The sequence below is a fragment of the Luteimonas rhizosphaericola genome (assembly GCF_029888045.1).
Taxonomy (GTDB): domain Bacteria; phylum Pseudomonadota; class Gammaproteobacteria; order Xanthomonadales; family Xanthomonadaceae; genus Luteimonas; species Luteimonas rhizosphaericola.
Map to the genome: position 1 here is coordinate 359,488 of NZ_JARXRN010000020.1, position 24,880 is coordinate 384,367.

20 protein-coding genes are annotated in these 24,880 nt (G+C 70.0%); 8 read left to right on the top strand and 12 right to left on the bottom strand.

The genetic code is table 11. From position 1 onward, the window contains the following. Positions 1–31: 31 nt before the first annotated feature. On the top strand, positions 32–1,174 hold the full coding sequence (locus QFW80_RS05490; RefSeq protein WP_425603509.1) for a LacI family DNA-binding transcriptional regulator: 1,143 nt from the start codon (positions 32–34) through the stop codon (positions 1,172–1,174). A gap of 48 nt (positions 1,175–1,222) precedes the next feature. Then, positions 1,223–2,236: a carbohydrate kinase family protein gene (locus tag QFW80_RS05495; RefSeq protein WP_280600387.1), complete on the top strand. Its 1,014-nt coding sequence runs from the start codon at positions 1,223–1,225 to the stop codon at positions 2,234–2,236. Positions 2,237–2,302: 66 nt separating this feature from the next. Here the strand turns inward: QFW80_RS05495 and QFW80_RS05500 are convergent, their stop codons facing one another. Then, positions 2,303–3,265 (bottom strand): glucokinase, encoded by a 963-nt coding sequence (locus QFW80_RS05500; protein ID WP_280600389.1) that lies wholly within the window; start codon positions 3,263–3,265, stop codon positions 2,303–2,305. Beyond that, complete coding sequence (locus tag QFW80_RS05505; RefSeq protein ID WP_331488480.1) at positions 3,262–3,999, bottom strand: copper homeostasis protein CutC; 738 nt, start codon at positions 3,997–3,999, stop codon at positions 3,262–3,264. The genes QFW80_RS05500 and QFW80_RS05505 overlap by 4 nt, the downstream gene beginning before the upstream one ends. Positions 4,000–4,443: 444 nt before the next feature. On the opposite strand from QFW80_RS05505, the gene QFW80_RS05510 reads away from it, so the two are divergent. The 4 genes from QFW80_RS05510 to QFW80_RS05525 all read left to right on the top strand — a co-directional run bounded on the left by QFW80_RS05510 (position 4,444) and on the right by QFW80_RS05525 (position 14,007). Continuing rightward, entirely contained in the window at positions 4,444–7,611 is a 3,168-nt protein-coding gene (locus QFW80_RS05510; protein ID WP_425603510.1) for a TonB-dependent receptor, read from the top strand. A 154-nt stretch (positions 7,612–7,765) separates the two neighbouring features. Beyond that, positions 7,766–9,313 (top strand): tryptophan halogenase family protein, encoded by a 1,548-nt coding sequence (locus QFW80_RS05515; RefSeq protein WP_425603503.1) that lies wholly within the window; start codon positions 7,766–7,768, stop codon positions 9,311–9,313. Positions 9,314–9,353: 40 nt separating this feature from the next. Further along, entirely contained in the window at positions 9,354–10,652 is a 1,299-nt protein-coding gene (locus QFW80_RS05520; protein ID WP_280600395.1) for an AGE family epimerase/isomerase, read from the top strand. Between the two features lie 4 nt (positions 10,653–10,656). Further along, positions 10,657–14,007, top strand: a complete 3,351-nt coding sequence (locus QFW80_RS05525) for a GH92 family glycosyl hydrolase (RefSeq protein WP_280600397.1) — start codon at positions 10,657–10,659, stop codon at positions 14,005–14,007. Between the two features lie 156 nt (positions 14,008–14,163). Here QFW80_RS05525 and lolD read toward each other — a convergent pair whose 3' ends face one another. From lolD to QFW80_RS05570, 9 genes are all read right to left on the bottom strand, one after another. Next, complete coding sequence (gene lolD, locus QFW80_RS05530; protein ID WP_280600632.1) at positions 14,164–14,895, bottom strand: lipoprotein-releasing ABC transporter ATP-binding protein LolD; 732 nt, start codon at positions 14,893–14,895, stop codon at positions 14,164–14,166. Positions 14,896–14,899: 4 nt separating this feature from the next. Further along, positions 14,900–16,153, bottom strand: coding sequence for a lipoprotein-releasing ABC transporter permease subunit (locus tag QFW80_RS05535; protein ID WP_280600399.1), 1,254 nt, complete (start codon positions 16,151–16,153; stop codon positions 14,900–14,902). Positions 16,154–16,280: 127 nt separating this feature from the next. Continuing rightward, complete coding sequence (locus QFW80_RS05540) at positions 16,281–16,757, bottom strand: hypothetical protein (protein ID WP_280600401.1); 477 nt, start codon at positions 16,755–16,757, stop codon at positions 16,281–16,283. Further along, positions 16,705–16,962: an FAD assembly factor SdhE gene (locus QFW80_RS05545; protein ID WP_280600403.1), complete on the bottom strand. Its 258-nt coding sequence runs from the start codon at positions 16,960–16,962 to the stop codon at positions 16,705–16,707. Before QFW80_RS05545 ends, QFW80_RS05540 begins: the two co-directional genes overlap by 53 nt. Positions 16,963–17,157: 195 nt before the next feature. Further along, entirely contained in the window at positions 17,158–17,943 is a 786-nt protein-coding gene (locus tag QFW80_RS05550; protein ID WP_280600405.1) for a succinate dehydrogenase iron-sulfur subunit, read from the bottom strand. Between the two features lie 72 nt (positions 17,944–18,015). Beyond that, entirely contained in the window at positions 18,016–19,806 is a 1,791-nt protein-coding gene (sdhA, locus tag QFW80_RS05555; protein WP_280600407.1) for a succinate dehydrogenase flavoprotein subunit, read from the bottom strand. A gap of 22 nt (positions 19,807–19,828) precedes the next feature. Then, positions 19,829–20,239, bottom strand: a complete 411-nt coding sequence (sdhD, locus tag QFW80_RS05560) for a succinate dehydrogenase, hydrophobic membrane anchor protein (protein ID WP_280600409.1) — start codon at positions 20,237–20,239, stop codon at positions 19,829–19,831. Beyond that, complete coding sequence (sdhC, locus tag QFW80_RS05565; RefSeq protein WP_280600411.1) at positions 20,236–20,631, bottom strand: succinate dehydrogenase, cytochrome b556 subunit; 396 nt, start codon at positions 20,629–20,631, stop codon at positions 20,236–20,238. Before sdhC ends, sdhD begins: the two co-directional genes overlap by 4 nt. A 77-nt stretch (positions 20,632–20,708) precedes the next feature. Next, positions 20,709–20,885, bottom strand: coding sequence for a DUF1674 domain-containing protein (locus QFW80_RS05570; protein WP_280600413.1), 177 nt, complete (start codon positions 20,883–20,885; stop codon positions 20,709–20,711). A 25-nt stretch (positions 20,886–20,910) separates the two neighbouring features. Here QFW80_RS05570 and ygfZ point away from each other — a divergent pair, with 25 nt between their 5' ends. Then, positions 20,911–21,774, top strand: a complete 864-nt coding sequence (gene ygfZ, locus QFW80_RS05575) for a CAF17-like 4Fe-4S cluster assembly/insertion protein YgfZ (protein WP_280600414.1) — start codon at positions 20,911–20,913, stop codon at positions 21,772–21,774. A 58-nt stretch (positions 21,775–21,832) separates the two neighbouring features. Next, positions 21,833–22,453, top strand: coding sequence for an OmpA family protein (locus tag QFW80_RS05580; protein ID WP_280600415.1), 621 nt, complete (start codon positions 21,833–21,835; stop codon positions 22,451–22,453). Positions 22,454–22,570: 117 nt separating this feature from the next. Here the strand turns inward: QFW80_RS05580 and QFW80_RS05585 are convergent, their stop codons facing one another. Then, a complete protein-coding gene (locus QFW80_RS05585; protein ID WP_280600417.1) occupies positions 22,571–24,859 on the bottom strand; it encodes a thiamine pyrophosphate-dependent enzyme in 2,289 nt (762 codons plus the stop codon). Positions 24,860–24,880 lie beyond the last annotated feature (21 nt).

Consider the following 24,880-nt stretch of genomic DNA (forward strand, 5'->3'; position numbering starts at 1 on the left):
TTTGGAACGATCTAAATTGAACATATCCACGATTGGATTTCATGCTGCCCTGCAGCATCGAGCCGCCCCTTGCAGGGGTCCGGCGGATGCCGCAGGATGCCGTGCTTGGATCGATCTAAACGCAGTGGGGAGCGGTTTGGACAAGCGTCGTCGGATCACCCTGAACGACATCGCGCGCGCCTGCGGCGTCTCACGCGCCACGGTGTCGCTGGTGCTGCGCGGCAGTCCGCTGGTGCATGCCGACACGCGTCGCCTGGTCGAGGCCGAGATGCAGCGGCAGGGCTATGTCTACAACCGGGCCGCGGCCAACCTGCGGCAGCGCGTGTCCAGCGCCGTGGCGCTGGTGATCAACGACCTGTCCAACCCGTTCTTCGCCGAATTCGCCACCGGGGTGGACGAGGCGCTCGGCGCCAAGGGCTATGTGACCCTCCTCGGCAGCAGCAACGAATCCCCCGCGCGGCAACGGCAGGTGCTCGCCTCGCTGATGGAACACCATCCGGCGGGCATCATCCTCTCGCCCGCCGAATCGAGCATGGCCAGCGACGTGGCGCTCGCGATCGGCCGGCATACCCCGCTGCTGGTGTTCAACCGGCAGCTGACGGGCGATCCGGAGCCCGGCTTCGAATACGACTTCCTCGGCCTGGACAACCGCGCCGGCGCGCGTGCCGCCACCGCGCGCCTGATCGCGCTGGGCCATCGCCGGATCGCGTTCTACGGCGGACATGCCGGGTCGAGCTCCTGCCGCGAGCGGCGGATCGGCTACCAGGAGGCGCTGCGCGAGGCCGGCCTCGCGCCCGACGAGCGCTGGCTGATCGAGACCGCGCCCACGCGACTGGAGGCGAACGCCCGTGCGGACGCGCTGCTCGCGCTCGAACCCGCGCCAACCGCCGCGGTCTGCTACAACGATGCCGTCGCGCTCGGCCTGATGCTGGGCCTGGTGCGGCTCGGCCGCCGCCCCGGCGAGGACTTCGCCGTCACCGGCTTCGACGACATCCCCGAGGCCGCGGTCGGCATCCCGCCGCTGACCACGGTGAGCGTGGCACCGCGCGAACGCGGCCGCCAGGCCGCCGAACTGCTGCTGCAGCGCGCCGCCTCGCCCACCCTCCCCGGGCGCTCGGTGATCGCCGAGGTGCACCTCACCGAACGCGACAGCGCGCCGGCGCCCGCGCCCTGACCGGCCGACACCATGCCCGACCCGCTTCCTCCTGCACGGACCCTCCCCTTGACCCACGGACACACCGTCGTCTGCTTCGGCGAAGCGCTGATCGATTTCCTCGCCGCCCCCCTCGTCGAAGGCGAGGCTCGCGCCTTCCGCCAGTTCGCGGGCGGCGCGCCGGCCAACGCCGCGGTCGCGGTGGCCAGGCTCGGGGGACGCAGCGAATTCGTCGGCATGCTGGGCGAGGACATGTTCGGCGACTTCCTGCTCGACAGCCTGCGCGCCGCCGGCGCCGGCGTGCGCTACGTGCGTCGCACCGCGGCGGCGAAGACGGCGCTGGCGTTCGTGTCGCTCGACGCGGATGGCGAGCGCAGTTTCAGCTTCTACCGGCCGCCGGCGGCGGACCTGCTGTTCCGCAGCAGCGACTTCGACCCGCTGTGCCTGTCCGAATGCAGCATCTTCCACGCCTGCAGCAACAGCCTGACCGATCCCGACATCGCCGCCGCCACGCTGGCCGGCATGGCGCTGGCGCGCGCGGCCGGCGCGCTGGTGAGCATCGACCTCAACCTGCGCCCGGCCCTGTGGCCGCGCGCCACGCCGTTGCTGCCGCTGCTGTGGCAGGCCCTGGAAGCGGCCGACCTGGTGAAGCTGGCGCGCGAGGAACTGGAGTACCTCGAACAGGGACGGCGCAGCGGCGACCAGGACATCGTCGCGCGGCTGCTGCGTACCGCGCGCCTGGTGGTCGTGACCGACGGCAGCGCGCCGGTGCGCTGGTGGACGCGCCACGACCGCGGCGAACTCGCGGCGATCGCGGTGCAGGCGGTGGACACCACCGCCGCGGGCGACGCCTTCATCGGCGGCCTGCTGTCGCGCCTGCAGCAGGCGGAGGTGGATGCGCGCCGCTTCGATGATGTCCTCGGCGATCGCGACGCCCTTGCCCGCTGCCTGCGCTACGCCTCGGCCTGCGGCGCACTGGCGGTGACCCGGCACGGCGCGTTCGCGGCGTTGCCGACGCATGCCGAAGCGTGCGCGCTGCTGGAAGCCTCGGCCGCGAACGCATCGCCGCGCGCGATGGCATGAGCGCGTGGGCCTGACCCCGTCACCGGGGAAGACGTCAGGGACACCGCGCCCAGCGCAGCCGGAACGCTAGCCGCGCTGCAGGAACCAGCTTGCCGCGCCGATCAGTCCGACCGCAGGATCCTCGATCAACCGTACCGGGATTCGCTCGAGCACCGGACGCATCACGTCCTTGTCGACCATCCGCCGGCCGAAGCTGCTGTCGAGCAGCCAGCTGCGTACCTTCGATGGCACGCCGCCGGCCACGAACACGCGCGTGGAAGCCGTCATCATCGCGAGGTCGCCGACGATGCTGCCGAGCAGCCCGCAGAACATGCCGATGGCCTCGACCGCATGCGCATCCGCGTGTGCGTCGGCACCCGCCACCACCTCGTCCGCGGACGTCCAGCGTGGCGTCGCGCCGTCGATCGCGCACAGCGCACGGTAGAGGTTCACGAGTCCCGGCCCGGACACCGCGTGGCCGACGCCGACGTGGCTCGCACCGCCGCGCATCCAGTGGCCGAGCACGGCCAGCTCGCGCAGGTTGCCCGGCGCGAGCGAGACCTGCTGCGGCTCGCACGGCAGCACCAGCGCACGGCCCTCGCGGACCACGCGCAGCGCGCCGCCCAGTCCCGTGCCGGGACCGAGCAGCAGGCTGGTGCCCGGCTCGGGCGGCGCGTCCACGCCCGGCGTGAGCAGCGTCGTGACGGTGTCGTCCATGCACTGCCAGGCGTGCGCCACCGCGACGAAGTCGTTGACCGCCGCCACCTCGGCGACCCCGGCCGCGCGCAGGTCCGCGATGTCGACCGGCCACGGCAGGTTGCGGCTGATGATGCGATCGCCCTCGACGATCCCGGCCACCGCCAGCGCCAGCGCTGGCGCGCCCCGGGCAGCGCCCATGAAGTCCGCCAGGATCGAGCCCAGCGAGGGATGCTCGGCGCACAGGTAGCGCCGCTGCTCGAGCACTTCGATACGGCGATCGATGCGCGCCCGCACCCAGGCCAGGCGTGCGTTGGTGCCGCCGATGTCGGCGGCGAGAAAGGCATCCTTCATGCGCTGACGGCCGTACGCAGGGAGGCGACCATCGCGCGGATGCGTTCGCCATCCGCGCGCAGTTCGCCCTCGGCCATTCCCAGCTCCGGGTCGACCTGGATCCGCATGCGCGTGGCCAGCGGAACCTTGGCGGACGCGTGGAATTCGCGCGCGCGTGTGCGGGCCGCCAGCAGGGCGATGTTGTCCGGCGAGACGCCGGCCCCGGGCATCACCACGAGGCGCCCGGCGGCCTGCTCGACCAGGCGGCGCAGCATGTCGGCGCCGGCCATGGCGTCGATCGCACCGCCGGAACTGAGCACCCGCCGGAACCCGAGCGCGATGACCGCCTCCAGCGCCGCGGGCATGTCGGGGCACAGGTCGATCGCGCGATGGAAGGTGGTGTCCATCGCGCCGGCCGCATCCACCAGCTCCCGGCAGCGTGCGGTATCGACCTTCCCGTCGGGCGTCAGCGCGCCGATCACCACGCCGTCGCAGCCGCTGGCGGCGCAATGCGCGATATCCGCGAGCATGGTCCGGTGCTCGGCATCGCTGTAGCAGAAGTCCCCCGCGCGCGGACGGATCAGCACGTGCACCGGCAGGGCGACCCGCTCGCGCACCCGCGCGATCATGCCGGCCGACGGCGTCAGGCCACTGGCCTCCAGCGCCGTGCACAGTTCCACCCGCGCCGCGCCGGCGGCCTGCGCGGCCTGGGCGGATTCCAGCGAATTCGCGGCGATCTCGAGCGTCAGGGTCATGGTCGCAGGGTTCTCGGGTCCAGGTCCCTGTCGCGCCGGCACGCGCACGATTCACGAAGCGCGCGGAACAGCGCCGGATGGGAGTGGCCGATCATGCAGGTGCGGGCCGACGACGTGGGCCGGCAACGATCCGCGGCCGGGCGCAGGCGGTCAAGCAAGCGCCTCCTGCGGCTTGGGGACGGGGAAAATTGGGGAAGATCGACACGGGCGAGATCTTTCCTTGTCCTTCAAACGGTTGCGTCGGACCGCAGTCCCAACGGAGGGAGTGGAAGGCGTTTCCTGCTGCAGGGCAGCATGCGTCCCGGAGCGCGGCATGTTACATCTTCGCCCGCCGAATTAGATCGATCCAAACCGGAATGTGGGACGTCCCGGGCTCCCGGCTTGAACGGCGGGGGACCTGTTGTCGCAGCTTCCAGCCCGTCGGCCGGGCCGTGTTTTGGATCGATCCAACCACATAGACGCGCATCGTCCATCCGTGCTTTGGAGAGGGAGACAGTGATGAAGTTGATGCCACACACACCGGGCCGGACCTCGCTGTCCGCCGCCATTGCGTTCGCCCTGACCGCGATGGCCGCCCTGCCTGCCACGTCGTTCGCGCAGGAGGCCGCCGGTACCCCCGTCGACACGGAGGAGGCGACACCCGCCACCCCCGATGCCGCCACCCTCGACACGGTCCAGGTCACCGGCTACCGCTACGCGATCGAGCAGAGCCTCGAGCAGAAGCGCAACGCCAACGCGATCGTCGAGGTGATCACGGCCGAGGACGTGAGCAAGTTTCCCGACAAGAACGTCGCAGACGCATTGCAGCGGGTGCCCGGCGTCGTCATCGAGCGCAGCGGCGGCGAAGGCAAGACCGTCAGCGTACGTGGGCTGCAACCCGGCCTCACCCTGACCCAGTTGAACGGCAACTACATCGCGTCTTCGGAGACCAATAACGAAGCCACGCGCGCATTCAACTTCGTGCTCATGCCGTCCAACCTGCTGGCCAGTTCAGAACTGTACAAGACGCCCGAAGCGCGGCTCGAAGAGGGTGGAATCGGCGGCACGGTGATTCTGAATACGCGCCGGCCGCTCGACCTACCGTCCGATACGGGCTTCATGTCGATCGAGTACACACGCTCCGACGCAAGCGATACCACCGATCCCCAGGCTTCGGCGATGTATTCCTGGCACAGCGAGGACGAGCGTTTCGGACTTCTCGTCGGCGTAACGCAGCAGAACCGTACCAACCGCGCGATGGACGTCAGCACGGAAAGCTGGAACTGGTACGGCGACGACTACACCGCGAATCCTGCGACTGACGTCAACGGCACGCCCCTCGCCCAGGACGGCATCGGCTACTGGTGGGGCGAGTCAGGCCACTACGATCAGAACGGAAACTACTACACCGATTTCTTCCTGCCGACCTCGGTCAACTTCGGCATCCGCAACGAAAAGCGGGAGCGGACCGGCGCACAACTGACGGCCCAGTTCCGGCCGATCGATCAGCTGACGCTGACCGGCAACTACTTCCGCTTCGAGTTGCAGGGCGACTACGTCTACAACCAGCTCAAGATTCCGGAATGGAACATCGCCCGGTTCTCCGGAGACGGCAACTGGCCGACGGGCCGGCTGCTCAACGGTTACACGTTCGATGCGAGTGGGACGATCGTCACCGGAGCAGCCTTCGAGCGGCTCTCGGGGCGCGCCTATTATTGCAGCGAGGACGAAGCGGCAGCCGCTGGGCTCCCGCCAGGAGGGTGGGGTCCCGACGACTGTACGGTTCCGACGCCGCAGATCAGCGGTGGCTACAGCCGGGAGCAGGCGCTGTCCCAGAGCTTCGATTTGAGCGCCGACTGGGCGATCAGCGATCTTTGGAAGGCGACATTCCGCGGCGGACGAACCTGGTCGGAGGGCGGGCCCTCGATGAACTTCCGCGTCTCGGCCAAGCCCCGGCGCCGCGACGCTTCGGGCATCTGGATTCCGGGCAACACCTACAGCGCGTGGGATCTTACCGGGACGCCGTCGGCGACCTTCTCGCCGAATCTACAGGACGTGCTGATGGCCGGCATCGCGGAGATCGACACTGGCTCCACCGACTCGTCCTGGATGGAAACGGAAGTCGAACAGAAGTTTTTCCAGGCTGATGTCACCAAGCAGTTCCTCGAAGGCTGGCTCGACTCGATCCAGTTCGGCGCCAAGTACACGGATGGCAGCGTCCATCGCAACACGGGCAATACCTATTGGGTCTGCCAGGGCGCTGATCCGGCGGATTACGACCAGCGCTACCAAGCCGGTTGTGATCCTCAGGCCGGCGTGGCACAGCCAGGGTTCTTCTACGCGCAGCCTCTGGACAATATCGCCGGTGGCTTCAACGCCAATGTGTTTCCCGGGATCGATTTCCCCGCGTACATCGACTATCTGAACGATCGTTACGGTGCAATGCAGAATCGGCGCGAGCCTGATTTCATCTACAACGTCGGCGAGAAGGTTTCGGCCGGCTACATGCAGGTGAATTTCCGTACCGATCGCCTGCGTGGGAACGTCGGCGTGCGTGTCGCGCGTACGCGGCAGCGTGCCGAATCGACAGATGCGGTCGAGCGCTTCCTCGACTATTTCATGGATGGCCCCGACGGCAATCCGATGCCGTGTCCGGCTGATGGGGTGCCCGCGGGCACCACCTGCGAATCGGGGTTCGTGCGGCTGCCCGACAGCGACCCGACGGTGCGGGAGAAGACCTTCGCCCTGGCCGTCCTGGATCGTAGCTACACCGACGTGCTCCCCAGCTTCAACATCGCCTGGGACTTGACGGATACGCTCGTGCTACGCGGAGCGGCGTCGAAAGTGATATCCCGTCCTGCGTATACCCAGATCGCCTATCCCGGTGCGCTGAACTTCATCTCGGAGGAGTACAGCAACGACCGGCGTGTCGCCGGCGGAACCACTGAGCCGGGCTGGTACGGCAGCGGCAGCAACAAGTCACTGGAACCCTTCGAAGCGACGCAGTACGACATGGGGCTGGAATGGTATTACCAACCTGGTTCGGTCCTGGGCGTGGGGCTGTTTCGCAAGAACATCGAGAACTTCGTGATTCCCGTCGTGCAGGATCAGCAGATCGAGGTGGGGGGAGAACTGGTGACGGTCCAGGATTACAGCACCAATGCCAACGGCCGCGACGGCGTATCGCAGGGTGCTGAACTTTACGCCCAGCACAGCTTCGACAGTGGCTTCGGTTTCCAGGCCAACTACACCTACAACGACACCAATCTGGCTTCGGTCGTCATCGATGGCGAGGAACTCGCCGAATCGCCCTTGGTGGGAAGTGCAAAGAACCAGGCCAACCTGACGTTCTTCTACGAGAACGAGCAGTTCCTGGCACGGGCATCCTACAACCGGCGTGGCGAAATGGTGGGCGGTCTTGTCAACGGGTTCAACGTGTACTCGGAGCCCTATGATCAGGTCGACGTCAACCTGGGCTACAACTTCAGCAATGGCCTGACGCTCACCGGATCCGTGCTCAACCTGACGCGGTCGGAACAGCGCGTTCACCTGGGCAATGACACCAGGGACCGGTTTTATTCCAACGCGTACGCAGGACGGCAGTACTACCTCGGCCTGACCTACAAGTTCTAGCCTCGCCGCCCCGCGCTTCGGCGCGGGGGCTTCCATCCGCGCCGCCGGCCCNCGTGTGCCGGGCCGGCGGCGCGGCTTTTCCAGCGGCTGCGCGCCGCGTCGGCGCATCGCTGCCAGACGGTCCCCGGATGAACCAGCCCTTCCCTGCCCGCCCATGCCTGTCGCGCCGCACGGAGAAGTGACCGGCCACGACGCCCGCATCCGCCGCATCGTCGTCGTCGGCGGCGGCAGCGCCGGCTGGATGGCCGCCGCCACGCTCGCGACCTACCTCGGACGCGGTTCGTCGGTGCGACTGGTGGAATCGGAAGAGATCGGCATCGTCGGCGTGGGCGAGGCCAGCGTGCCCCACCTGAAGACCTTCAACGGCGAGGTCCTCGGGATCGACGAGGCCGAATTCCTCACCGCCACGCAGGGCACGTTCAAGCTCGGGATCGAATTCCGCGACTGGGGACGCATCGGCGACGCGTACATGCACGGCTTCGGGCGGATCGGCCGCTCGATGGGGCCGCTGCCGTTCCACCAGTTCTGGCTGAAGCGGTTCCTCGCGGGCCACGCGCCCGGCATCGGCGCATATACGCTGCAGACGGTCGCCGCGCCGCAGGGCCGGTTCACGGTTGGCGGATCCGATGCGTCCGCCGGCTCGCCGCTGGCGGACTTCGCCTACGCCTACCATTTCGATGCCGGTCGCTATGCACGCTTCCTGCGCACGCTGGCGGAGCGGCGCGGCGCAACCAGGACCGAAGGCCGCATCGTCGATGTGGTACGGCGGGCCGCGGACGGCTTCGTCGAAGCCGTGGTACTGGAAAGCGGCGAGCGCATCGAGGGAGATCTGTTCATCGACTGCTCGGGCTTCCGGGCGCTGCTGATCGGACAGGCGCTGGAGATCGACTACGTCGATTGGCGCCAGTGGCTGCCCTGCGATCGCGCGATGGCGGTGCCCAGCGCCAACGCCGGGCCGCCGACGCCGTATACGCGAGCCACGGCGCGTGCCGCGGGCTGGCAGTGGCGCATTCCGCTGCAGCACCGCACCGGCAACGGCTACGTCTACGCCAGCGAGCACCTGAGCGACGACGAAGCCGCCGCCACGCTGCTCGCCCACCTCGATGGCGAAGCCCTCGCCGAGCCGCGAGCGCTGCGTTTCACCACCGGCATGCGGCGCGAGTTCTGGAGCGCGAACGTCGTGGCGCTCGGCCTGGCCAGCGGATTCATGGAGCCGCTGGAGTCGACCAGCATCTACCTCGTGCAGTCGGGGCTGCAGCGCCTGCTCGGGCTGTTCCCCGACCTCGGCTTCGAGCCGCAGCTGGCCAGGCGCTACAACGCCGACACCACGTTCGAATACGAGCGTATCCGCGACTTCCTCGTGCTGCACTACCACGCCACCGCGCGCGACGACAGCCCGTTCTGGACCCACTGCCGCACGATGCCGGTTCCCGAGGCCTTGCGCGAGACGATCACGATGTTCCAGCGCGACGGGCGCTACTTCCGCCACGGCGACGACTTCTTCGCCCTGCCCAGCTGGGTGCAGGTCATGCTGGGGCAAGGCATCGTGCCGGCGGGCTACCATCCGGTCGTGGACGAGATGCCCGAAGCGCACCTGGACGCGTTCCTGGCCCGCGTGCGCGAAGACATCGCCCGCGCGGCCGCGGCCATGCCGACGCACCAGCAGTTCATCGACCGCTATTGCAAGGCGCCGCCGGCATGAGCGCTGCCCCCACCCTGTCCGATACAAGCCTCCCGACCCGATGAATTTCCAGTCCTCCCCGACGCCCGACGCCCCCGCGCATGCCGACTTCCGCAGCGAAGCCTTCCTGCGCGAGCACATCCGCCACACCATGGCCTTCTACCATCCGCGCTGCATCGACCCGGCCGGCGGCTTCTTCCACTACTTCAAGGACGACGGGCGCGTCTACGACGCCTCGCACCGGCACCTGGTCAGCAGCACCCGCTTCGTCTTCAACTACGCCACCGCCGCACTCGAGTTCGGGGGCGAGGATCCGGCGCTGCGCGAGGCGTACATGGCCGCGGTCCGCCACGGCCTGGCGTTCCTGCGCGAGCGCCATTTCGATCCCGCCAGCGGCGGCTACGCCTGGACCCTGCGCGACGGCGTGGCCGAGGACACCACCCAGCACTGCTACGGCGCGGCCTTCGTGCTGCTCGCGTATTCGATCGCGCTGAAGGCCGGCGTCGAAGAGTGCCGCGGCTGGATGGATGCGCACTGGAACCTGCTGGAGACGCGCTACTGGGAGCCGAAGCACGGCCTGTATCGCGACGAGGCCACGCGCGACTGGCGGTTCAGCGACTATCGCGGCCAGAACGCCAACATGCACATGTGCGAGGCGATGCTGGCGGCGTTCGAGGCCAGCCGCGAGCCGCGCTACCTGGAGCGCGCACTGACCCTGGCCGACCACATGACCCGGCGCCAGGCCGCCCAGTGCGACGGCCTGGTGTGGGAACACTACGACGCCGACTGGCAGGTGGACACCGACTACCACCGCGACGATCCGAAGCACCTGTTCCGCCCCTGGGGCTTCCAGCCGGGGCACCAGACCGAATGGTCCAAGCTGCTGCTGATCCTCGATGGCCACCTGCGCGACGCCGGCACGCCGCAGACGTGGTTGGTGCCGCGCGCGCGGGAGCTGTTCGACCGCTCGGTGCAGGCGGCGTGGGATCCGGAGTTCGGCGGCCTGATGTACGGCTTCGCGCCGGAGTCGCTGCGCAGGGACGTGCCCGGGCCGTCGCTGCCCGACGGCCGCCACTTCATCTGCGACGACGACAAGTACTTCTGGGTGCAGGCCGAGTCGCTGGCGTGCGCGGCGCGTCTGGCGTCGGCCACCGGCGACGCGCGCTACTGGGAGTGGTACGACCGCCTCTGGGATTACGCATGGCGACACATGGTGGACCACCGGTACGGCGCCTGGTTCCGCATCCTCGATCGGGAGAACCGCAAGCATGACGACGACAAGAGCCCGGCCGGCAAGACCGACTACCACACGATGGGCGCCTGCCACGACGTGCTCGCGGTGCTGCGCGGCCGTGGCTGAGCGCATGCGCGATCTTCCCGCCCTCCTGGCGCTGCCGCTGCTGGCGCTCGCGACCGCCGCATCGATCGCAGGCGAGCCGGCCTTCTCCACGTCGTTCGAACGCGACGACCCCGCGCCGGTCCAGCGCGGCGACGACGGGGCGCGGGTGCGCCTCGGCACCGGTCCCGAGACGCCCTACGCCGCCCGCGCCGGCATGGGCTACAGCGGCCTGGCCGCGCTGCGCTTCGAGGGCACGGGGGGGCGCGCGCGATTGTTCGAGGTCGACATCCCGGTGCGGGCCGACACCCGCCTGTCGTGGCTGGTGCTGCCGGAGATCGTCGGCGAGGACACGGTCGCCTCCACCGGTGTCTCGCTCGATCTGGTCTTCGACGACGGCCGCCGCCTGTCGGAGACCGGCGCACGCGACCACCACGGCGCCGCCATCGGCGCGCAGGCGCAGGCCGACTCGGAGACGCTCTACCCGCAGCAGTGGGCGCGCAAGGAGGTCCGGCTCGGCGACGTGGCCGGCCTGTCCGGCCGCCGCATCCGCGCGATCGAGATCGAACTGGCGCCGGGCGAGGGCGCCGTGGCCCGCGGCTGGATCGACGACATCGCAATCGACGCGGCAACGCCCGCCGGCGAGCTTCGGCCCAGCGATCGCGTGCCCACCACCCGCGGCACCCAGTCCAACGGCACCTTCTCGCGCGGCAACAACATCCCGGCCACCGCGATGCCGCACGGCTTCAACTTCTGGGTGCCGGTGACCGACGCCGGCACCCTGTCGTGGCTGTACCGCTGGAACGAGCACAACGGCGACGACAACCGCCCGCGCCTGCAGGCGCTGTCGATCAGCCACCAGCCCAGCCCCTGGATGGGCGACCGGCAGACGTTCCAGGTGATGCCGTCCGCGGCCGCCGGCGTACCCGACGCCGATCGCGAGCGGCGTGCGCTGTCGTTCTCGCACGATCGCGAACTCGCCCGCCCGCACACCTACCGCGTCGACTTCGACAACGGCATCCGCGCCGAACTCGCGCCCAGCGGACGCGCGGCGATCTTCCGCTTCCGCTTTCCGCAGGGCGCCGACGCCAACCTGCTGTTCGACAACGTCGACGACCGCGGCGGGCTGACGCTCGACGCGCAGGCGCAGGCGCTGCACGGCTACACCGACACCCGCAGCGGCCTGTCCAACGGCGCCACCCGGATGTTCGTCTACGCGCGCTTCGACCAGCCCTGGCGCGACAGCGGCATGCTCGACACCGGCCGGCCTACCGGCTACGTGAAGTTCGCGCCCGGCGCGGACGGCGAGGTGCGCATGCGCATCGCCACCTCGCTGGTCTCGGTCGACCAGGCGCGGCGCAACCTCGAGCTGGAGATCGGCGACGACGGCTTCGAAGCCGTGCGCGCCCGGGCGCAGGACGCCTGGGACGCCCTGCTCGGCCGCGTGCAGGTGGCAGGCGCCAGCGACGACGAGCTGACGACCGTCTATTCCAACCTGTACCGGCTGTTCCTGTATCCGAACGTCGCGCACGAGAACTTCGGGACGAACGAGCGCCCGGACTGGCAGCACGCCGACCAGAGCAGCTGGTCGGAGGACGTGCCAGGCGGCGATGCCACGCGCACGTCCGCGCGGATCCTGCCCGGCAAGGTTTACGTCAACAACGGGTTCTGGGACACCTTCCGCACCAGCTGGCCGGCCTACGCGCTGTTCGCGCCCACCCGCGCGGGCGAGATGGTCGACGGCTTCCTGCAGCAGTACCGCGACGGCGGCTGGGTGGCGCGTTGGTCGTCTCCCGGCTATGCGGACCTGATGGTGGGCACCAGTTCCGACGTCGCCTTCGCCGACGCCTGGCACAAGGGCGTGCGCGGATTCGATCCGCACGAGGCCTACGAGGCCGCGCTGCGCAACGCCACCGTCGTGCCGCCGGTCTCCAATGTCGGTCGCAAGGGGCTGGCGCAGTCGATGTACCGCGGCTACGCCGACGCCTCGGTGCACGAGGGGATGTCGTGGACGCTGGAGGGCGCGCTCAACGACTATGGCCTCGCCACGCTGGCCGAGGCGCTGGCCGCCGAGGACGGGGACTCCGACCGGGCCAGGCGCTACCGCGAGGAAGCCGCGTACTTCCGCGCCCGCGCCACGGACTACGTGCACGTCTACGACGCCGGCACCGGCTTCTTCCGCGGCCGCGATGCCGACGGCGACTGGCGCGAGCCGGCGTCCCGCTTCGATCCGCGCGTCTGGGGCCACGACTACACCGAATCCAATGCCTGGACCTTCGCCTTCACCGCACCGCACGACGCCGAAGGCCTGGCGGCCCTGATGGGCGGGCGCGCGGCGCTGGCGCAGCGGCTGGACGCGTTCTTCGCCACCCCGGAAACCGCGCACGCGCGCTTCGCGGGCAGCTACGGCCGCGTGATCCACGAGATGACCGAGGCGCGCGACGTGCGCATGGGCATGTACGCGCACAGCAACCAGCCCTCGCACCACATCCCGTGGATGTACGTGGCCGCCGGTCAGCCGTGGAAGGCACAGCGGATCTCGCGCGAGGTGATGCGGCGCCTGTACCTGGGCAGCGAGATCGGCCAGGGCTATCCCGGCGACGAGGACAACGGCGAGATGTCGGCCTGGTACCTGTTCTCGATGATGGGCCTGTACCCGCTGCGCATGGGCGCCCCGGAATACGTGATCGGCTCGCCCGCGTTCGATCGCGTCGACCTGCGGCTCGACAACGGCCGCACGCTCAGCGTGGTCGCGCGCGACAACGGCCCCGGCAACGTCTACGTGCAGTCGCTGACGCTGAACGGCCGCCAGTGGGACAAGGCCTGGCTGCGGCACGCGGATATCGCCGGGGGCGGTACGCTCGAGTTCACCATGGGTCCGGAGCCGTCCGCCTGGGGCAGCGGCGAGGATGCGCTGCCGCCGTCGCTGACGCGGGCGGGCGCGAGGCCGGAGCAACGCGTCGATCACGGCGGTGACGCACGCGTGCGCATCGAGGGCGTGGACACGCGCGCCGACGCACTCGTCGACGACGATGCCGCGACCTCGCTGCAGCTGCCGGCCGGCGCAGCGGTGGTCGCGCGCTTCGATGCGCCCACTCGCATCGCCCATTACACGCTCACGAGCGGGGACGATTCGCTCCCGCCCATCGGCTGGGTGCTCGAGGGTCGCAGCGGATCCGGCCCGTGGACGGCGCTGGACGAGCGCCGCGACGAGGCGTTCCGCTGGGCGCGCCAGTTGCGCCCGTTCGATATCGCCTCGCCGGGCGCCTACAGCGAATACCGCCTGCGCTTCACCCCGGACACCCCGGTGGAGCTGGCGGAGCTCGAACTGCAGCGGTCGCGGCCGGCGGAGGTGGGTGCAGCCGCGTCGGCGCGGTGATCCGGATGCGGTCCGGGCGCGCCGCGCGGGCGCCTGGACCGGCTTCAGGCGGGTGCGGGCGCCGTGCGGACGCCGGGTCCAGGCCATGGGCGTGGACGCGGCGCAGGGAGGTGCGCGCTGCAGCGCGTCCCTCTCGCACTGCGCACCGGGATCGGCTCAGACCGCGTCGCGCGCCACTTCGCGCAGCTTGCCTTCGTGCAGTTCGACCACGCGGTCGAGCCGTCGCGCCAGGCGGCGGTCGTGCGTCACCAGCACCAGGCTGGTGCGCTGCGCGCGGTTGAGGTCGAGCATCAGCGCGAACACCGTCTCGGCGGTCTTCTCGTCGAGGTTGCCGGTGGGCTCGTCGCCCAGCACGCAGGCCGGCCGGTTGACCAGCGCCCGCGCCACCGCCGCGCGCTGGCGTTCGCCGCCCGACAGCTCGCCCGGCTTGTGTTCGAGCCGGTGGCCCAGCCCGACCGATTCGAGCAGCGCGCGCGCGCGCGCGGACGCATCGTCCATCGCGCAGCCACCCAGCAGCACCGGCAGCATCACGTTTTCCAGCGCCGTGAACTCCGGCAGCAGGTGGTGGAACTGGTACACGAAGCCCAGCGCGCGGTTGCGCAGCTGCCCGCGCGCGGCATCGGACAGCGCGCTCATCTTCTGCCCGGCGACGTAGACCTCGCCGGCGGTCGGCGTGTCCAGGCCGCCGAGCAGGTGCAGCAGCGTGCTCTTGCCCGCGCCCGACGCGCCGAGGATCGCCACCGTCTCGCCAGGCGCGACCGCGAAGTCCAGCCCGTCGAACACCGGCGTGTGCATCTTGCCTTCGGCGTAGGTCTTGCCCAGCGCGTCGGCACGGATGACGGGCTCGGGCGGCGCGCCGTCCGTCGCGACCGCCGGCCGCGGATGCATCGACTCACTCATAGCGCAACGCCTCCGCCGGCGCGGTGCGCGCCGCGCGCCAGGCCGGGTAGATGGTGGCCATCAATGCCAGCAGCAGCGCCACCAGCGCGATCACCACCACGTCGCCGGGCTGCAGGTCGATCGGCAGGCCGGTCACGTAGTACACGTCCTCGGGCATCAGCACCACGTCGAAGGCGCGTTCGATCGCGCGCAGGATGTGCTCGAGGTTGAAGGTCAGCAGCAGCCCGCCCACCACGCCCAGCACCGTGCCGATCACGCCGATCAGGGTGCCCTGCACCACGAACACCGCCATCACTCCGCGCGGGGTGAGGCCCAGCGTGCGCAGGATGGCGATGTCGGCAAGCTTGTCGGTCACCAGCATCACCTGCGAGTTGAGCAGCGAGAACGCGCCCATCAGGATGATCAGCGACAGCAGGATGCCGATCATCGTCTTCTCGAGCTTGAGCGCGCGGAACATGTTCGCGTTCTCCATGCTCCAGTCGCTGACCAGGTAGTAGCTGCGGTTCTCGCGCGCCAGCGCCTCGGCCAGGTCGCGGGCGACGTTCCAGGCCTGGTCCATGTCGTGCAGCTTCAGGCGCACGCCGGTCACGCCCTCGCCCATGCGCATCACGCGCTGGGCGTCGGCCATGTGCACGACGGCCAGGCGCCGGTCGAAATCCTGGTAACCCGCCTCGAAGATGCCGCTGACGGTGAAGCGCTTGAGCTGCGGCACCGCGCCCATGGGCGTGACCTGGAAGTCGGTGGTGACGACCACCTTGTCGCCCACGCGCGCCCCCAGCCACTGCGCCAGCTCCTTGCCGAGCACGATGTTGAACTCGCCCGGCCGCAGGTCCGACAGCTGGCCCTGCACCATCCACGCCGCCAGTTCCGACACCTGCGATTCGTCCTCCGGCACCACGCCGCGGATCGCCGCCGGCTCCTGCCGGCTCGCGCGCAGCAGCGCCTGGGTATCGATGTAGGGCGCGGCCCCGGAAACGCGCGCATCGCGCTTGGCGACGTCGATCGCGTGCTCCCAGCCGATCATCGCCTCGCCCTGCGCGGTGACGGTGGCGTGGGCCACCATGCCCAGCATGCGGTCCTTGATTTCGCGCTGGAACCCGCTCATCACCGCCAGCGTGGTGATCAGGACCATCACGCCGATGGCGATGCCCAGGATCGAGGCCAGCGACACGAAGGAGATGAAGCCGTTGCGGCGCTTCGCGCGCAGGTAGCGCAGGCCGATGGCGACGGGAACCGGTTTGAACATGGGCCGCGGCGCTCAGCGTGCGCGCGGGGCGCGGAGGGCATGCGGCGCGCACGTCGGCGCGGACATGCCTCGCGGGAAACGCAGGAGTGTCGCCATGGGCGGCATCGGACCGGTCGTCGGGAGCGGGCTATGGTGCCATCGAAGGCCCCCGGCGCGCAGCCCGAGGGGTCGGCGCGGCCAGTCGCAGTTCACGTCGTCGCGCCGGCGGCAGCGTGTCGGGCCACCAGGCCAGGCGCTGCCGACGGCCGCGTGCATCGCGCCAGGCCGCGAACGCCAGCGGCCCGCGCCACTGCAGCGAGAAGTCCGTGACCGGTTCGCCATCCGCCTCCACCCGGTCCGCGTCGCCGGCCAGCACCAGGCTGCGGACCGGTCGCCCGACCTCGCGACGCGCCAGCCACGGCCCGTAGCCTGCCGCCGCCAGCGCGAGCGGCCACGCCGCCGGCGCCGGCATTTCCGAAGCGAGCACGGCGGCGGCCGCCAGCGGTCCGGACACCGCCAGCCAGCCGCACAGCCAGCGCGACGGCCGCCAGTCGATGCGGACGACGGTGGCCTCAGCGCGGCGGGAGTGCGCGGATGCGCTGGACGAGTGCGTCGAGTTCGGCATCGGTGGCGGCCTCGTGCCCCATGAACCAGTGCCAGAGCCTATCGTCCTCGCAGTCCAGCAGGCGTAGGAAAACCCCGCGCTCGGCGTCGGACGCCTGCGGCCATGCGTGGTCGAGCCAGCGTTCGAACAGCTGGTCGAGTTCGCGCATGCCGCGCCGGCAGCGCCAGCGCAGACGCCGTAGTTCGGTCTCATCGGTGTCGCTCATCGCCCCGCTCCCGTCGCCGCCCGGCGACCCGTGTGCACCGCCAGCGATGGCGGTTCGCCGGGAGGTCGTTCTCCAGGTCCATGGATCTCCGCCTTCGCGGGCATTGGGATCCTGCCGCGCCCTTGCCGCGACTCGCAGCTGTGCAGGAGATCCGGCCGACCGGTCAGGACGGCCAGCCCGGCCTCGTGTCGCGGATCAGCCCCGGCGCGCCAGCATCAGCTGCTTGATCTGCCCGATCGCCTTCGCCGGGTTCAGGCCCTTGGGGCAGGTGCGCGCGCAGTTCATGATCGTGTGGCAGCGGTAGAGCCGGAACGGATCTTCCAGATCGTCCAGGCGCGTGCCGGTGTCCTCGTCGCGGCTGTCGACGATCCAGCGGTAGGCCTGCAGCAGCACCGCCGGGCCCAGGTAGCGCTCGCCGTTCCACCAGTAACTCGGGCAGCTGGTGGTGCAGCAGGCGCACAGGATGCACTCGTACAGGCCGTCGAGCTTGGCGCGGTCCTCCTTCGACTGCAGGCGCTCGCGGTCCGGCGGCGCCGCGCTCTGGGTGCGGATCCAGGGCTGGATCGACGCGTACTGCGCGTAGAAGTGGGTCAGGTCCGGCACCAGGTCCTTCACCACCGGCATGTGCGGCAGCGGGTAGATCGGCACCTCGTCCTTCTCGCAGTCCTCGATCGCGCGCGTGCAGGCCAGCGTATTGGTGCCGTCGATGTTCATCGCGCACGAGCCGCAGATGCCCTCGCGGCAGGACCGGCGGAAGGTCAGCGTCGGATCGATCTCGTTCTTGATCTTGATCAGCGCGTCCAGGACCATCGGCCCGCACTTGTCCAGGTCCACCTCGTAGGTGTCGGTGCGCGGATTCTCGGTGTCGTCCGGGCTCCAGCGGTACACCTTGAAGGTGCGCACGCGCTTGCCGCCCGGGGGCGCGGAGAAATGCCGGCCCTTGTGGACCTTGGAGTTCTTGGGAAGGGTGAATTCGGCCATCTCTCGGATTCCTGCGTGTAGGAGCGGGTCGTGCCCGCGACGCCTGCCGCGCCCGTGGGCGCTCCTACAGGGTCAGTAGACGCGTGCCTTGGGCGGCACGACCTCGACCTCGTCGTCGAGGGTGTACATGTGCACCGGGCGGTAGTCGATCCGGGTGTTGCCCGCGTCGTCCGCCCAGCACAGGGTGTGCTTGTGCCAGGTGGCGTCGTCGCGGTCCGGGAAGTCCTCGCGCGCGTGGGCGCCGCGCGATTCCTTGCGGTTCTCGGCCGACACGATCGTGGTCAGCGCCTGGCCCAGCAGGTTCTGCAGTTCCAGGGTCTCGATCAGGTCCGAGTTCCACACCAGCGAACGGTCGCTGACCTTCACGTCGGCGAACGAGGCGTGGATCTCGCGCACCTGCCGTACGCCCTCTTCCAGCGTTTCCCGGGTGCGGAACACCGCGGCGTGGTCCTGCATCGAGCGCTGCATGCGGTCGCGGATCACGGCCGTCGGGGTGCTGCCGTTGGAATGACGCAGGCGGTCGAGGTTGGCGACGGCGCGGTCGGTGGCATCGGACGGCAGCCGCTTGTGGCCCTGGCCCGGCCGGATGGTCTCGGCGCAGCGGTTGGCCACCGCGCGGCCGAACACCACCAGGTCGAGCAGCGAGTTCGAGCCCAGGCGGTTGGCGCCGTGCACAGACACGCAGGCCGCCTCGCCGATGGCGTACAGGCCCGGCACCACGGCATCGGGGTTGCCGTCCTTCAGCTGCACCACTTCGCCGTGGTAGTTGGTCGGGATGCCGCCCATGTTGTAGTGCACGGTCGGCAGCACCGGGATCGGCTCCTTCTCCACGTCCACGCCGGCGAAGATCCGCGCGCTCTCGGCGATGCCGGGGAGCTTCTCGTGGATGTCCTTGGGGTCGAGATGGGTCAGGTCGAGGTGGATGTGGTCCTTGTGCTCGCCCACGCCGCGGCCTTCGCGGATCTCGATCGTCATCGAGCGGCTGACCACGTCGCGCGAGGCCAGGTCCTTCGCATTGGGCGCGTAGCGCTCCATGAAGCGCTCGCCGGCGCTGTTGCGCAGGATGCCGCCTTCGCCGCGCACGCCCTCGGTGATCAGGCAGCCCGCGCCGTAGATGCCGGTCGGATGGAACTGCACGAACTCCATGTCCTGCAGGCCCAGCCCGGCGCGCAGCGCCATGCCGCCGCCGTCGCCGGTGCAGGTGTGCGCCGAAGTCGCGGAGAAATACGCGCGGCCGTAGCCGCCGGTGGCCAGCACCACGCCGTGGGCGCGGAACAGGTGCAGCGTGCCCTCGGCCATGTCGATCGCCAGCACGCCGCGGCAGGCGCCGTCGGCGTCCATGATCAGGTCGAGCGCGAAGTACTCGATGAAGAAGCGCGCGTCGTGCTTGAGCGACTGCTGGTACAGCGTGTGCAGGATCGCGTGGCCGGTGCGGTCGGCCGCGGCGCAGGTGCGCTGGGCGATGCCCTTGCCGTAGTGGGTGGTCATGCCGCCGAACGGGCGCTGGTAGATCTTGCCCTCGTCGGTGCGCGAGAACGGCACGCCCTGGTGCTCGAGCTCGATGATCGCCGGGATCGCCTCGCGGCACATGTACTGGATCGCGTCCTGGTCGCCCAGCCAGTCCGACCCCTTGATGGTGTCGTAGAAGTGGAAGCGCCAGTCGTCCTCGCCCATGTTGCCCAGCGCCGCCGAAATGCCGCCCTGGGCGGCGACGGTATGCGAGCGGGTCGGGAAGACCTTCGTCAGGCATGCGGTCTGCAGGCCCTTGTGCGCGAGGCCGAAGGTGGCCCGCAGGCCGGCGCCGCCGGCGCCGACGACGATCATGTCGTAGTGGTGTTCGGTGATCTTGTAGGCGGTGGTCATGGAAGGCTCGTTGGGAGGCGGCTCAGCCCAGCATCGCGATGCGGGCGATCGCGTACAGCGACGCGAGGGCGCCGACGGCGCAGGCGAAGGTCACGAGCAGTTGCAGCGCGATCTCGAGCGCGCGCTCGTGCACGTAGTCCTCGATGATCACCTGCAGGCCCAGCTTGGCGTGCCAGAACATCGCGATGGCGAAGACCGCGAACAGGATCGCCGTCCACGGCCGCGACAGCGTCGCGTACACGGTGGCCAGGTCGGCGCCGACCAGCGACAGCACGGTGCCGATGAACCAGGCCACCAGCGGCACCAGCGCCACGGCGGTGACGCGCTGCCACCAGAAATGCCCGGTGCCGGTCTTGCCCGAGCCCAGGCCGCGCGCGCGCGCGATCGGCGTGCGGTAGTCGGGCGGGGTGGAGGCGTTGGGATCGCTGCTCATGCCCCACCCCACAGTGCGACGAACCAGATCAGCGCGGTCAGCGCCACCGACAGCGCCGCCACGGCATAGCCGGAGCGGTAGACGTCGGGAATCTCGAAGCCCATGCCCGCGTCCCACGCCAGGTGGCGGATGCCGTTGAGCAGGTGGTAGACCAGCGACAGCGACACCAGGAACAGCCCGAGCTTGCCCAGCGGCGAGGCCAGGCATTCGGCGGCGCGCAGGTAGGCCTCGCCGCCCTGCGCGACGGCGAGCAGCCACCACGCCAGCACGAAGGCGCCGATCGAGGCGACGATGCCGGTGGCGCGATGCAGGAACGACATTACCGAGGTGATCTGGAAGCGGTAGGTCTGCCCCAGCATGAACGGCGACAGGGGTCTTTCTTGGCGTGCCATCGCTGGTCAGCTCTCCTCGCTGGCGGCCCGGGCCGCGTGGCTGGAACATGGCCGGACGCAGCCGGCCGCGCAATCATTCAGAAGTCGATGCAGCGACCGTTCTTTTCCCAGTCGCCGTAGCGTGTCGGATCGGGGCCTTCGCGGCCCCCGACTTCGGCGACGGGCGCGCCATCGGCAGCGCCTGCAACAGGGCTTTCCGCCTGCGACGGGACCGGCTGCGGGGATGTGTCGCCTATCATGTCGCGATCTTTCACGAACGAAAGTTTAGTTCCGGGGCCCATGTCCGACAAGCAGCCAGGGCCGCAAGGCCGCTATTCCGCCCTTCCCAGCATCGCCTCGGTGACCCTGGAGGGCCGCGATGCGCTCGCCTTCGCGCAGGCGCAGTTCATGAGCGACGTGGCCGCGCTGACGCCCGGACACTGGCACTGGAGCGGCTGGCTGACGCCCAAGGGCCGCGTGATCGCGCTGTTCGCGCTGCTGCGGCACTCCGAGCAGCACCTGCAGGCACTGGTGCTGGACGCGGACGCCGCCGAATTCGCCGCACGGCTGCAACGCTTCGTCTTCCGCAGCAAGGTGACGCTGCGGGTGGACGGGGAGGCTGCGGCCGTGTCCGGCGCCTTCTCGGCCCCGACCGGGGCCGCCGCTGCCCGTTTCGCGATCCTGGGCGACGGCACGCTCGAGTGCGACATGGGCACGCCCGACGCGCCGCGTACGCTGCGCGTCGGCACGCCGGGCGAACCGGACGACGCGGCCGCGCTGGCCTGGCGCCTGGCCGACCTGGCCCACGGCCTGCCGCGCCTGCCGGCGACACAGGCGGAGGCATGGACGCCGCAGCAGCTGTCGCTGGAGCGCCTGAAGGCCTACAGCGTGAAGAAGGGCTGCTACCCCGGGCAGGAAATCGTGGCGCGCACCCACTTCCTCGGCCAGGCCAAGCGCGGCCTGGTCCGCCTGGTCGCCGACGCGGACATGTCCGAAGGCGACGTGTTCGCAGCCGCGGCGCCCGATCGCGCACTTGGGCAGGTGGTGAGCCGCGCCGGACGCGAGGCGCTGGCGGTGATGCCGCTGGATGCCGGCGAAGGCCCGTTCGAAGTCTCCGGCGTGTCGTGCACGTCCCTGTCGCTGCTGGATGGGCTGGCACGCTGAGACCTTCGCACCCGCTCCCCCGCCTGGCATGTCATCAACGCGCCCCTTGCCAATTGCTATGATCGGCACGCACGTGGCGTTCCGCGGAATCCGGCGGTTGCGCCGGCACAGGGAAAGCAGGAACTTGTTCGTGATTCCACTCGCACGCTTTCACGGGGATGCCATGAACAGAATTGTCCGCGCGCCGGTCGTCGGCCTCGTCGTGGTCGCTCTCACGTTGCTGCTCGGCGGTTGCGCGACCACCCGGCCGCCGCCATCGCCCGAACCCGCGGCAGAGGCGACGCTTCCGCCGCGTGCGTATATCGAGAAGCTGTCCGCGGACGGCCTGTTCGGCTTCGGCAGCGCCAGTCTGGGCGACGCCGCCGGCAGCGAGGCGCTTGCCGGACTCGACGCCCTAGCCGCGAAACTCTCTGACGGCCGCAGCCTGCGCGCGGTTCACGTGATCGGACACAGTGACCGCATCGGCAGCGACCAGGCCAACTTGGCCCTCTCCACGCGCCGCGCGGAGGCCGTGCGCGACTACCTGATCGAGCGCGGGGTCACGGCCGGACGGATCACCGCGGTCGGGCGCGGCAGCGTCGAACCCGTGGTCGTGTGTGCAACCGAGCGGGGGGATGCCTTGGTCGAGTGCCTGGCGCCCAATCGTCGGGTCGAGGTGCGGGTCAGCTACGGCGACTGAGGTCGTCAGCTGCTTCCAGGCGGCGATCGGTCCACAACGTCAGCCGGTGCCCCTCCTTGCGATGGGCCCGCCCGCGGCGCGTGTTTACGAAACGTGGCGTCCGAGCGCGTCGGGACTTCATCGCGCCTGCGATTCCTCTGCAAGCGCATCCGCCGCGGCCACGATCTGCTCGTCCGACGGAATCACCAGGAACGCCGCCCCCGCGAGCGGCGTGAACGTATCGGCGCCGACCACGCGCCGGAACGGACGGCCGCGGTAGCCGGCCTCGGCGATCGCGGTGATGATGCCCTCGCCCACGCCGGCGCTGCGGCGCCCCTCGTCGACCACCAGGATGCGCTCGCACTCGCCGGCGTGGAGCGCGATCGCCGCCTCGTTGAGCGGCGCCAGCCAGCGCAGGTCCACCACCCGCACCTTCCACCCGTGCGCGGCCTCGATCGCCCGCGCCGCGCGCAGGCTCATCGGCACGCCGTTGCCGAAGGTGAACACCACCAGGTCGGTCGCCTCAGGGTGGTAGACGCGCTCCTCGCCCAGCGGCATCGCCTCGTGCGGCGCGGGATACGTGGTCAGCCAGCCACCATCGCCCGGTTCGTGCAGGTCCTTGGCCATGTACAGCGCGATCGGTTCGAGGAAGGCGCACACGCGCCCGTCCACCTTCGCCAGCGCGACCAGGGTGCGCAGCATGGTGGCGGCATCGTCGCCACGGCTGGGGCAGCCCACCACCAGGCCGGGAATATCGCGCAGCGCGGTGATCGAATTGTCGTTGTGGAAGTGGCCACCGAAGCCGCGCTGGTAGCCCAGCGAGGCGATGCGCATCACCATCGGGTTGCGGTACTGGCCGTTGCTGAAGAACTGCAGGCTGGCCGCCTCGCCGCGGATCTGGTCGCAGGCATTGTGGAAATAGGCCAGGTACTGGATCTCCGGCAGCGGCAGGAACCCCATGTTGGCGTAACCCTGCGCCAGCCCGAGGATGATCGTCTCGTCGAGCAGCGTGTTGAACACGCGACGCGGGCCGAACGCCTTCTGCAGCCCCTTGGTCACCGTGTACACGCCGCCCTTCTGCGCCACGTCCTCGCCGAACAGCAGGGCCTCGGGATACTTGGCGAACAGGTCGTGCAGGGCGGCGTTGATCTGGATCGCCAGGTGCTTGGGGCCTGCGCGCTCGGGCAACCGCGCGTCGCCTCCGAACACGTCGACGCGACGCTGCGCGTAGTCGGCGCGCGTGGCCTCGGCGGCCACCGTGTCGGGCGTGTACGGCGCCAGCGGCGCCATCACCTCTTCCAGTGACGACAGCCGCGGCCGGCGGTCGGCGTCCTCGGCGGCGGCGAAGCATTTCGCGCGCGTGGCCTCGTAGAGCGCCAGGATCTCCTCCTTCGACATCGCGCCCGATTCCAGCGCGATCGCCGCGCTGCGCAGCAGCGGGTCGCCCGCCTCCACCGCGCACAGCTCCTCGATGCTGCGCCACTCGATCTCGAAGTCGGTGCCGGCGTGGCCCATGATCCGCGTGGTGCGCAGGTGCAGGAACGTGGGCCGGCGCGTGCGCCTGCAGTGCTCCACGGCGCGCTGCACGTCGCCGTAGCCCGAGGCCAGGTCGAGGCCGTCGGCGTAGAAGTAGTCCAGGTCCGGGCGGTGGCGGAAATTGCGCGCCACCCAGCCGTCGGGCGTGCGCACCGAGATGCCGATGCCGTTGTCCTCGCACACGAACAGCACCGGTGCCGGCAGCTTCTGGTAGGCGGTCCAGGCGGCGGCATTGAACGCGGTCTGCGCGGTGGCGTGGTTGCTGGAGGCGTCGCCGAACGAACACACCACGATGCTGTCGCCCGGGACCGGCAGCGCGTGCCCGCTGCGACGCGCCTGCTCGATCGCCACCGCGGTGCCGAAGGCCTTGGGCAGGTGCGAGGCGATGGTCGAGGTCTGCGGCAGCACCCACAGCGGCTTGCTGCCCCAGACCTTGTGCCGCCCGCCACTGGCCGGATCGTCCTTGCTGGCCGCGAACGACAGCGCCGAATCCATGACCGGGTCCATGCCGGGCAGCTTGCGGAAGCGCTCGGCCATGAAGCCGCCGCTGCGGTAGTGCAGGAAGGCCGGATCGGTGTGCCGCGTGAGCCGCGCCACCATCGCGTTGCCCTCGTGCCCGCTCGAGCCGATGGTGTAGAAGACCTTGTTCTGCACCCGCAGCACGCGCGCCATCAGGTCGAGGTGGCGGCTGATCAGCTGCGACTCGAACAGTTCGCGGAAACTCCGCGCATCCAGAGCGCTGCCGTCGAGGATGGCCTCGTCGTCGGCGGGCGCCGCATCGGCGCGCCCGTCCCAGCCACGCACGAATTCCTGGAAGTTGACGTCGCAGATCTCGGCGCGGTTGAGGCCCTTCATGCGGGCCGGGATGGGAGTCGGAACTGTCGCGAACATGCGGGATCTCGTTGGTGCGGG

What these genes read in the sequence shown, in the direction of transcription:
- QFW80_RS05500 (WP_280600389.1), bottom strand. Translation starts at nt 3,265, where the DNA reads ATGAAGGATGCCTTTCTCGCCGCCGACATCGGCGGCACCAACGCACGC.
- QFW80_RS05505 (WP_331488480.1), bottom strand. Translation starts at nt 3,999, where the DNA reads ATGACCCTGACGCTCGAGATCGCCGCGAATTCGCTGGAATCCGCCCAG.
- QFW80_RS05515 (WP_425603503.1), top strand. Translation starts at nt 7,766, where the DNA reads ATGCCTGTCGCGCCGCACGGAGAAGTGACCGGCCACGACGCCCGCATC.
- QFW80_RS05520 (WP_280600395.1), top strand. Translation starts at nt 9,354, where the DNA reads ATGAATTTCCAGTCCTCCCCGACGCCCGACGCCCCCGCGCATGCCGAC.
- QFW80_RS05525 (WP_280600397.1), top strand. Translation starts at nt 10,657, where the DNA reads ATGCGCGATCTTCCCGCCCTCCTGGCGCTGCCGCTGCTGGCGCTCGCG.
- lolD (WP_280600632.1), bottom strand. Translation starts at nt 14,895, where the DNA reads ATGCATCCGCGGCCGGCGGTCGCGACGGACGGCGCGCCGCCCGAGCCC.
- QFW80_RS05535 (WP_280600399.1), bottom strand. Translation starts at nt 16,153, where the DNA reads ATGTTCAAACCGGTTCCCGTCGCCATCGGCCTGCGCTACCTGCGCGCG.
- QFW80_RS05540 (WP_280600401.1), bottom strand. Translation starts at nt 16,757, where the DNA reads ATGCCGAACTCGACGCACTCGTCCAGCGCATCCGCGCACTCCCGCCGC.
- QFW80_RS05545 (WP_280600403.1), bottom strand. Translation starts at nt 16,962, where the DNA reads ATGAGCGACACCGATGAGACCGAACTACGGCGTCTGCGCTGGCGCTGC.
- QFW80_RS05550 (WP_280600405.1), bottom strand. Translation starts at nt 17,943, where the DNA reads ATGGCCGAATTCACCCTTCCCAAGAACTCCAAGGTCCACAAGGGCCGG.
- sdhA (WP_280600407.1), bottom strand. Translation starts at nt 19,806, where the DNA reads ATGACCACCGCCTACAAGATCACCGAACACCACTACGACATGATCGTC.
- sdhD (WP_280600409.1), bottom strand. Translation starts at nt 20,239, where the DNA reads ATGAGCAGCGATCCCAACGCCTCCACCCCGCCCGACTACCGCACGCCG.
- sdhC (WP_280600411.1), bottom strand. Translation starts at nt 20,631, where the DNA reads ATGGCACGCCAAGAAAGACCCCTGTCGCCGTTCATGCTGGGGCAGACC.
- ygfZ (WP_280600414.1), top strand. Translation starts at nt 20,911, where the DNA reads ATGTCCGACAAGCAGCCAGGGCCGCAAGGCCGCTATTCCGCCCTTCCC.
- QFW80_RS05580 (WP_280600415.1), top strand. Translation starts at nt 21,833, where the DNA reads ATGATCGGCACGCACGTGGCGTTCCGCGGAATCCGGCGGTTGCGCCGG.
- QFW80_RS05585 (WP_280600417.1), bottom strand. Translation starts at nt 24,859, where the DNA reads ATGTTCGCGACAGTTCCGACTCCCATCCCGGCCCGCATGAAGGGCCTC.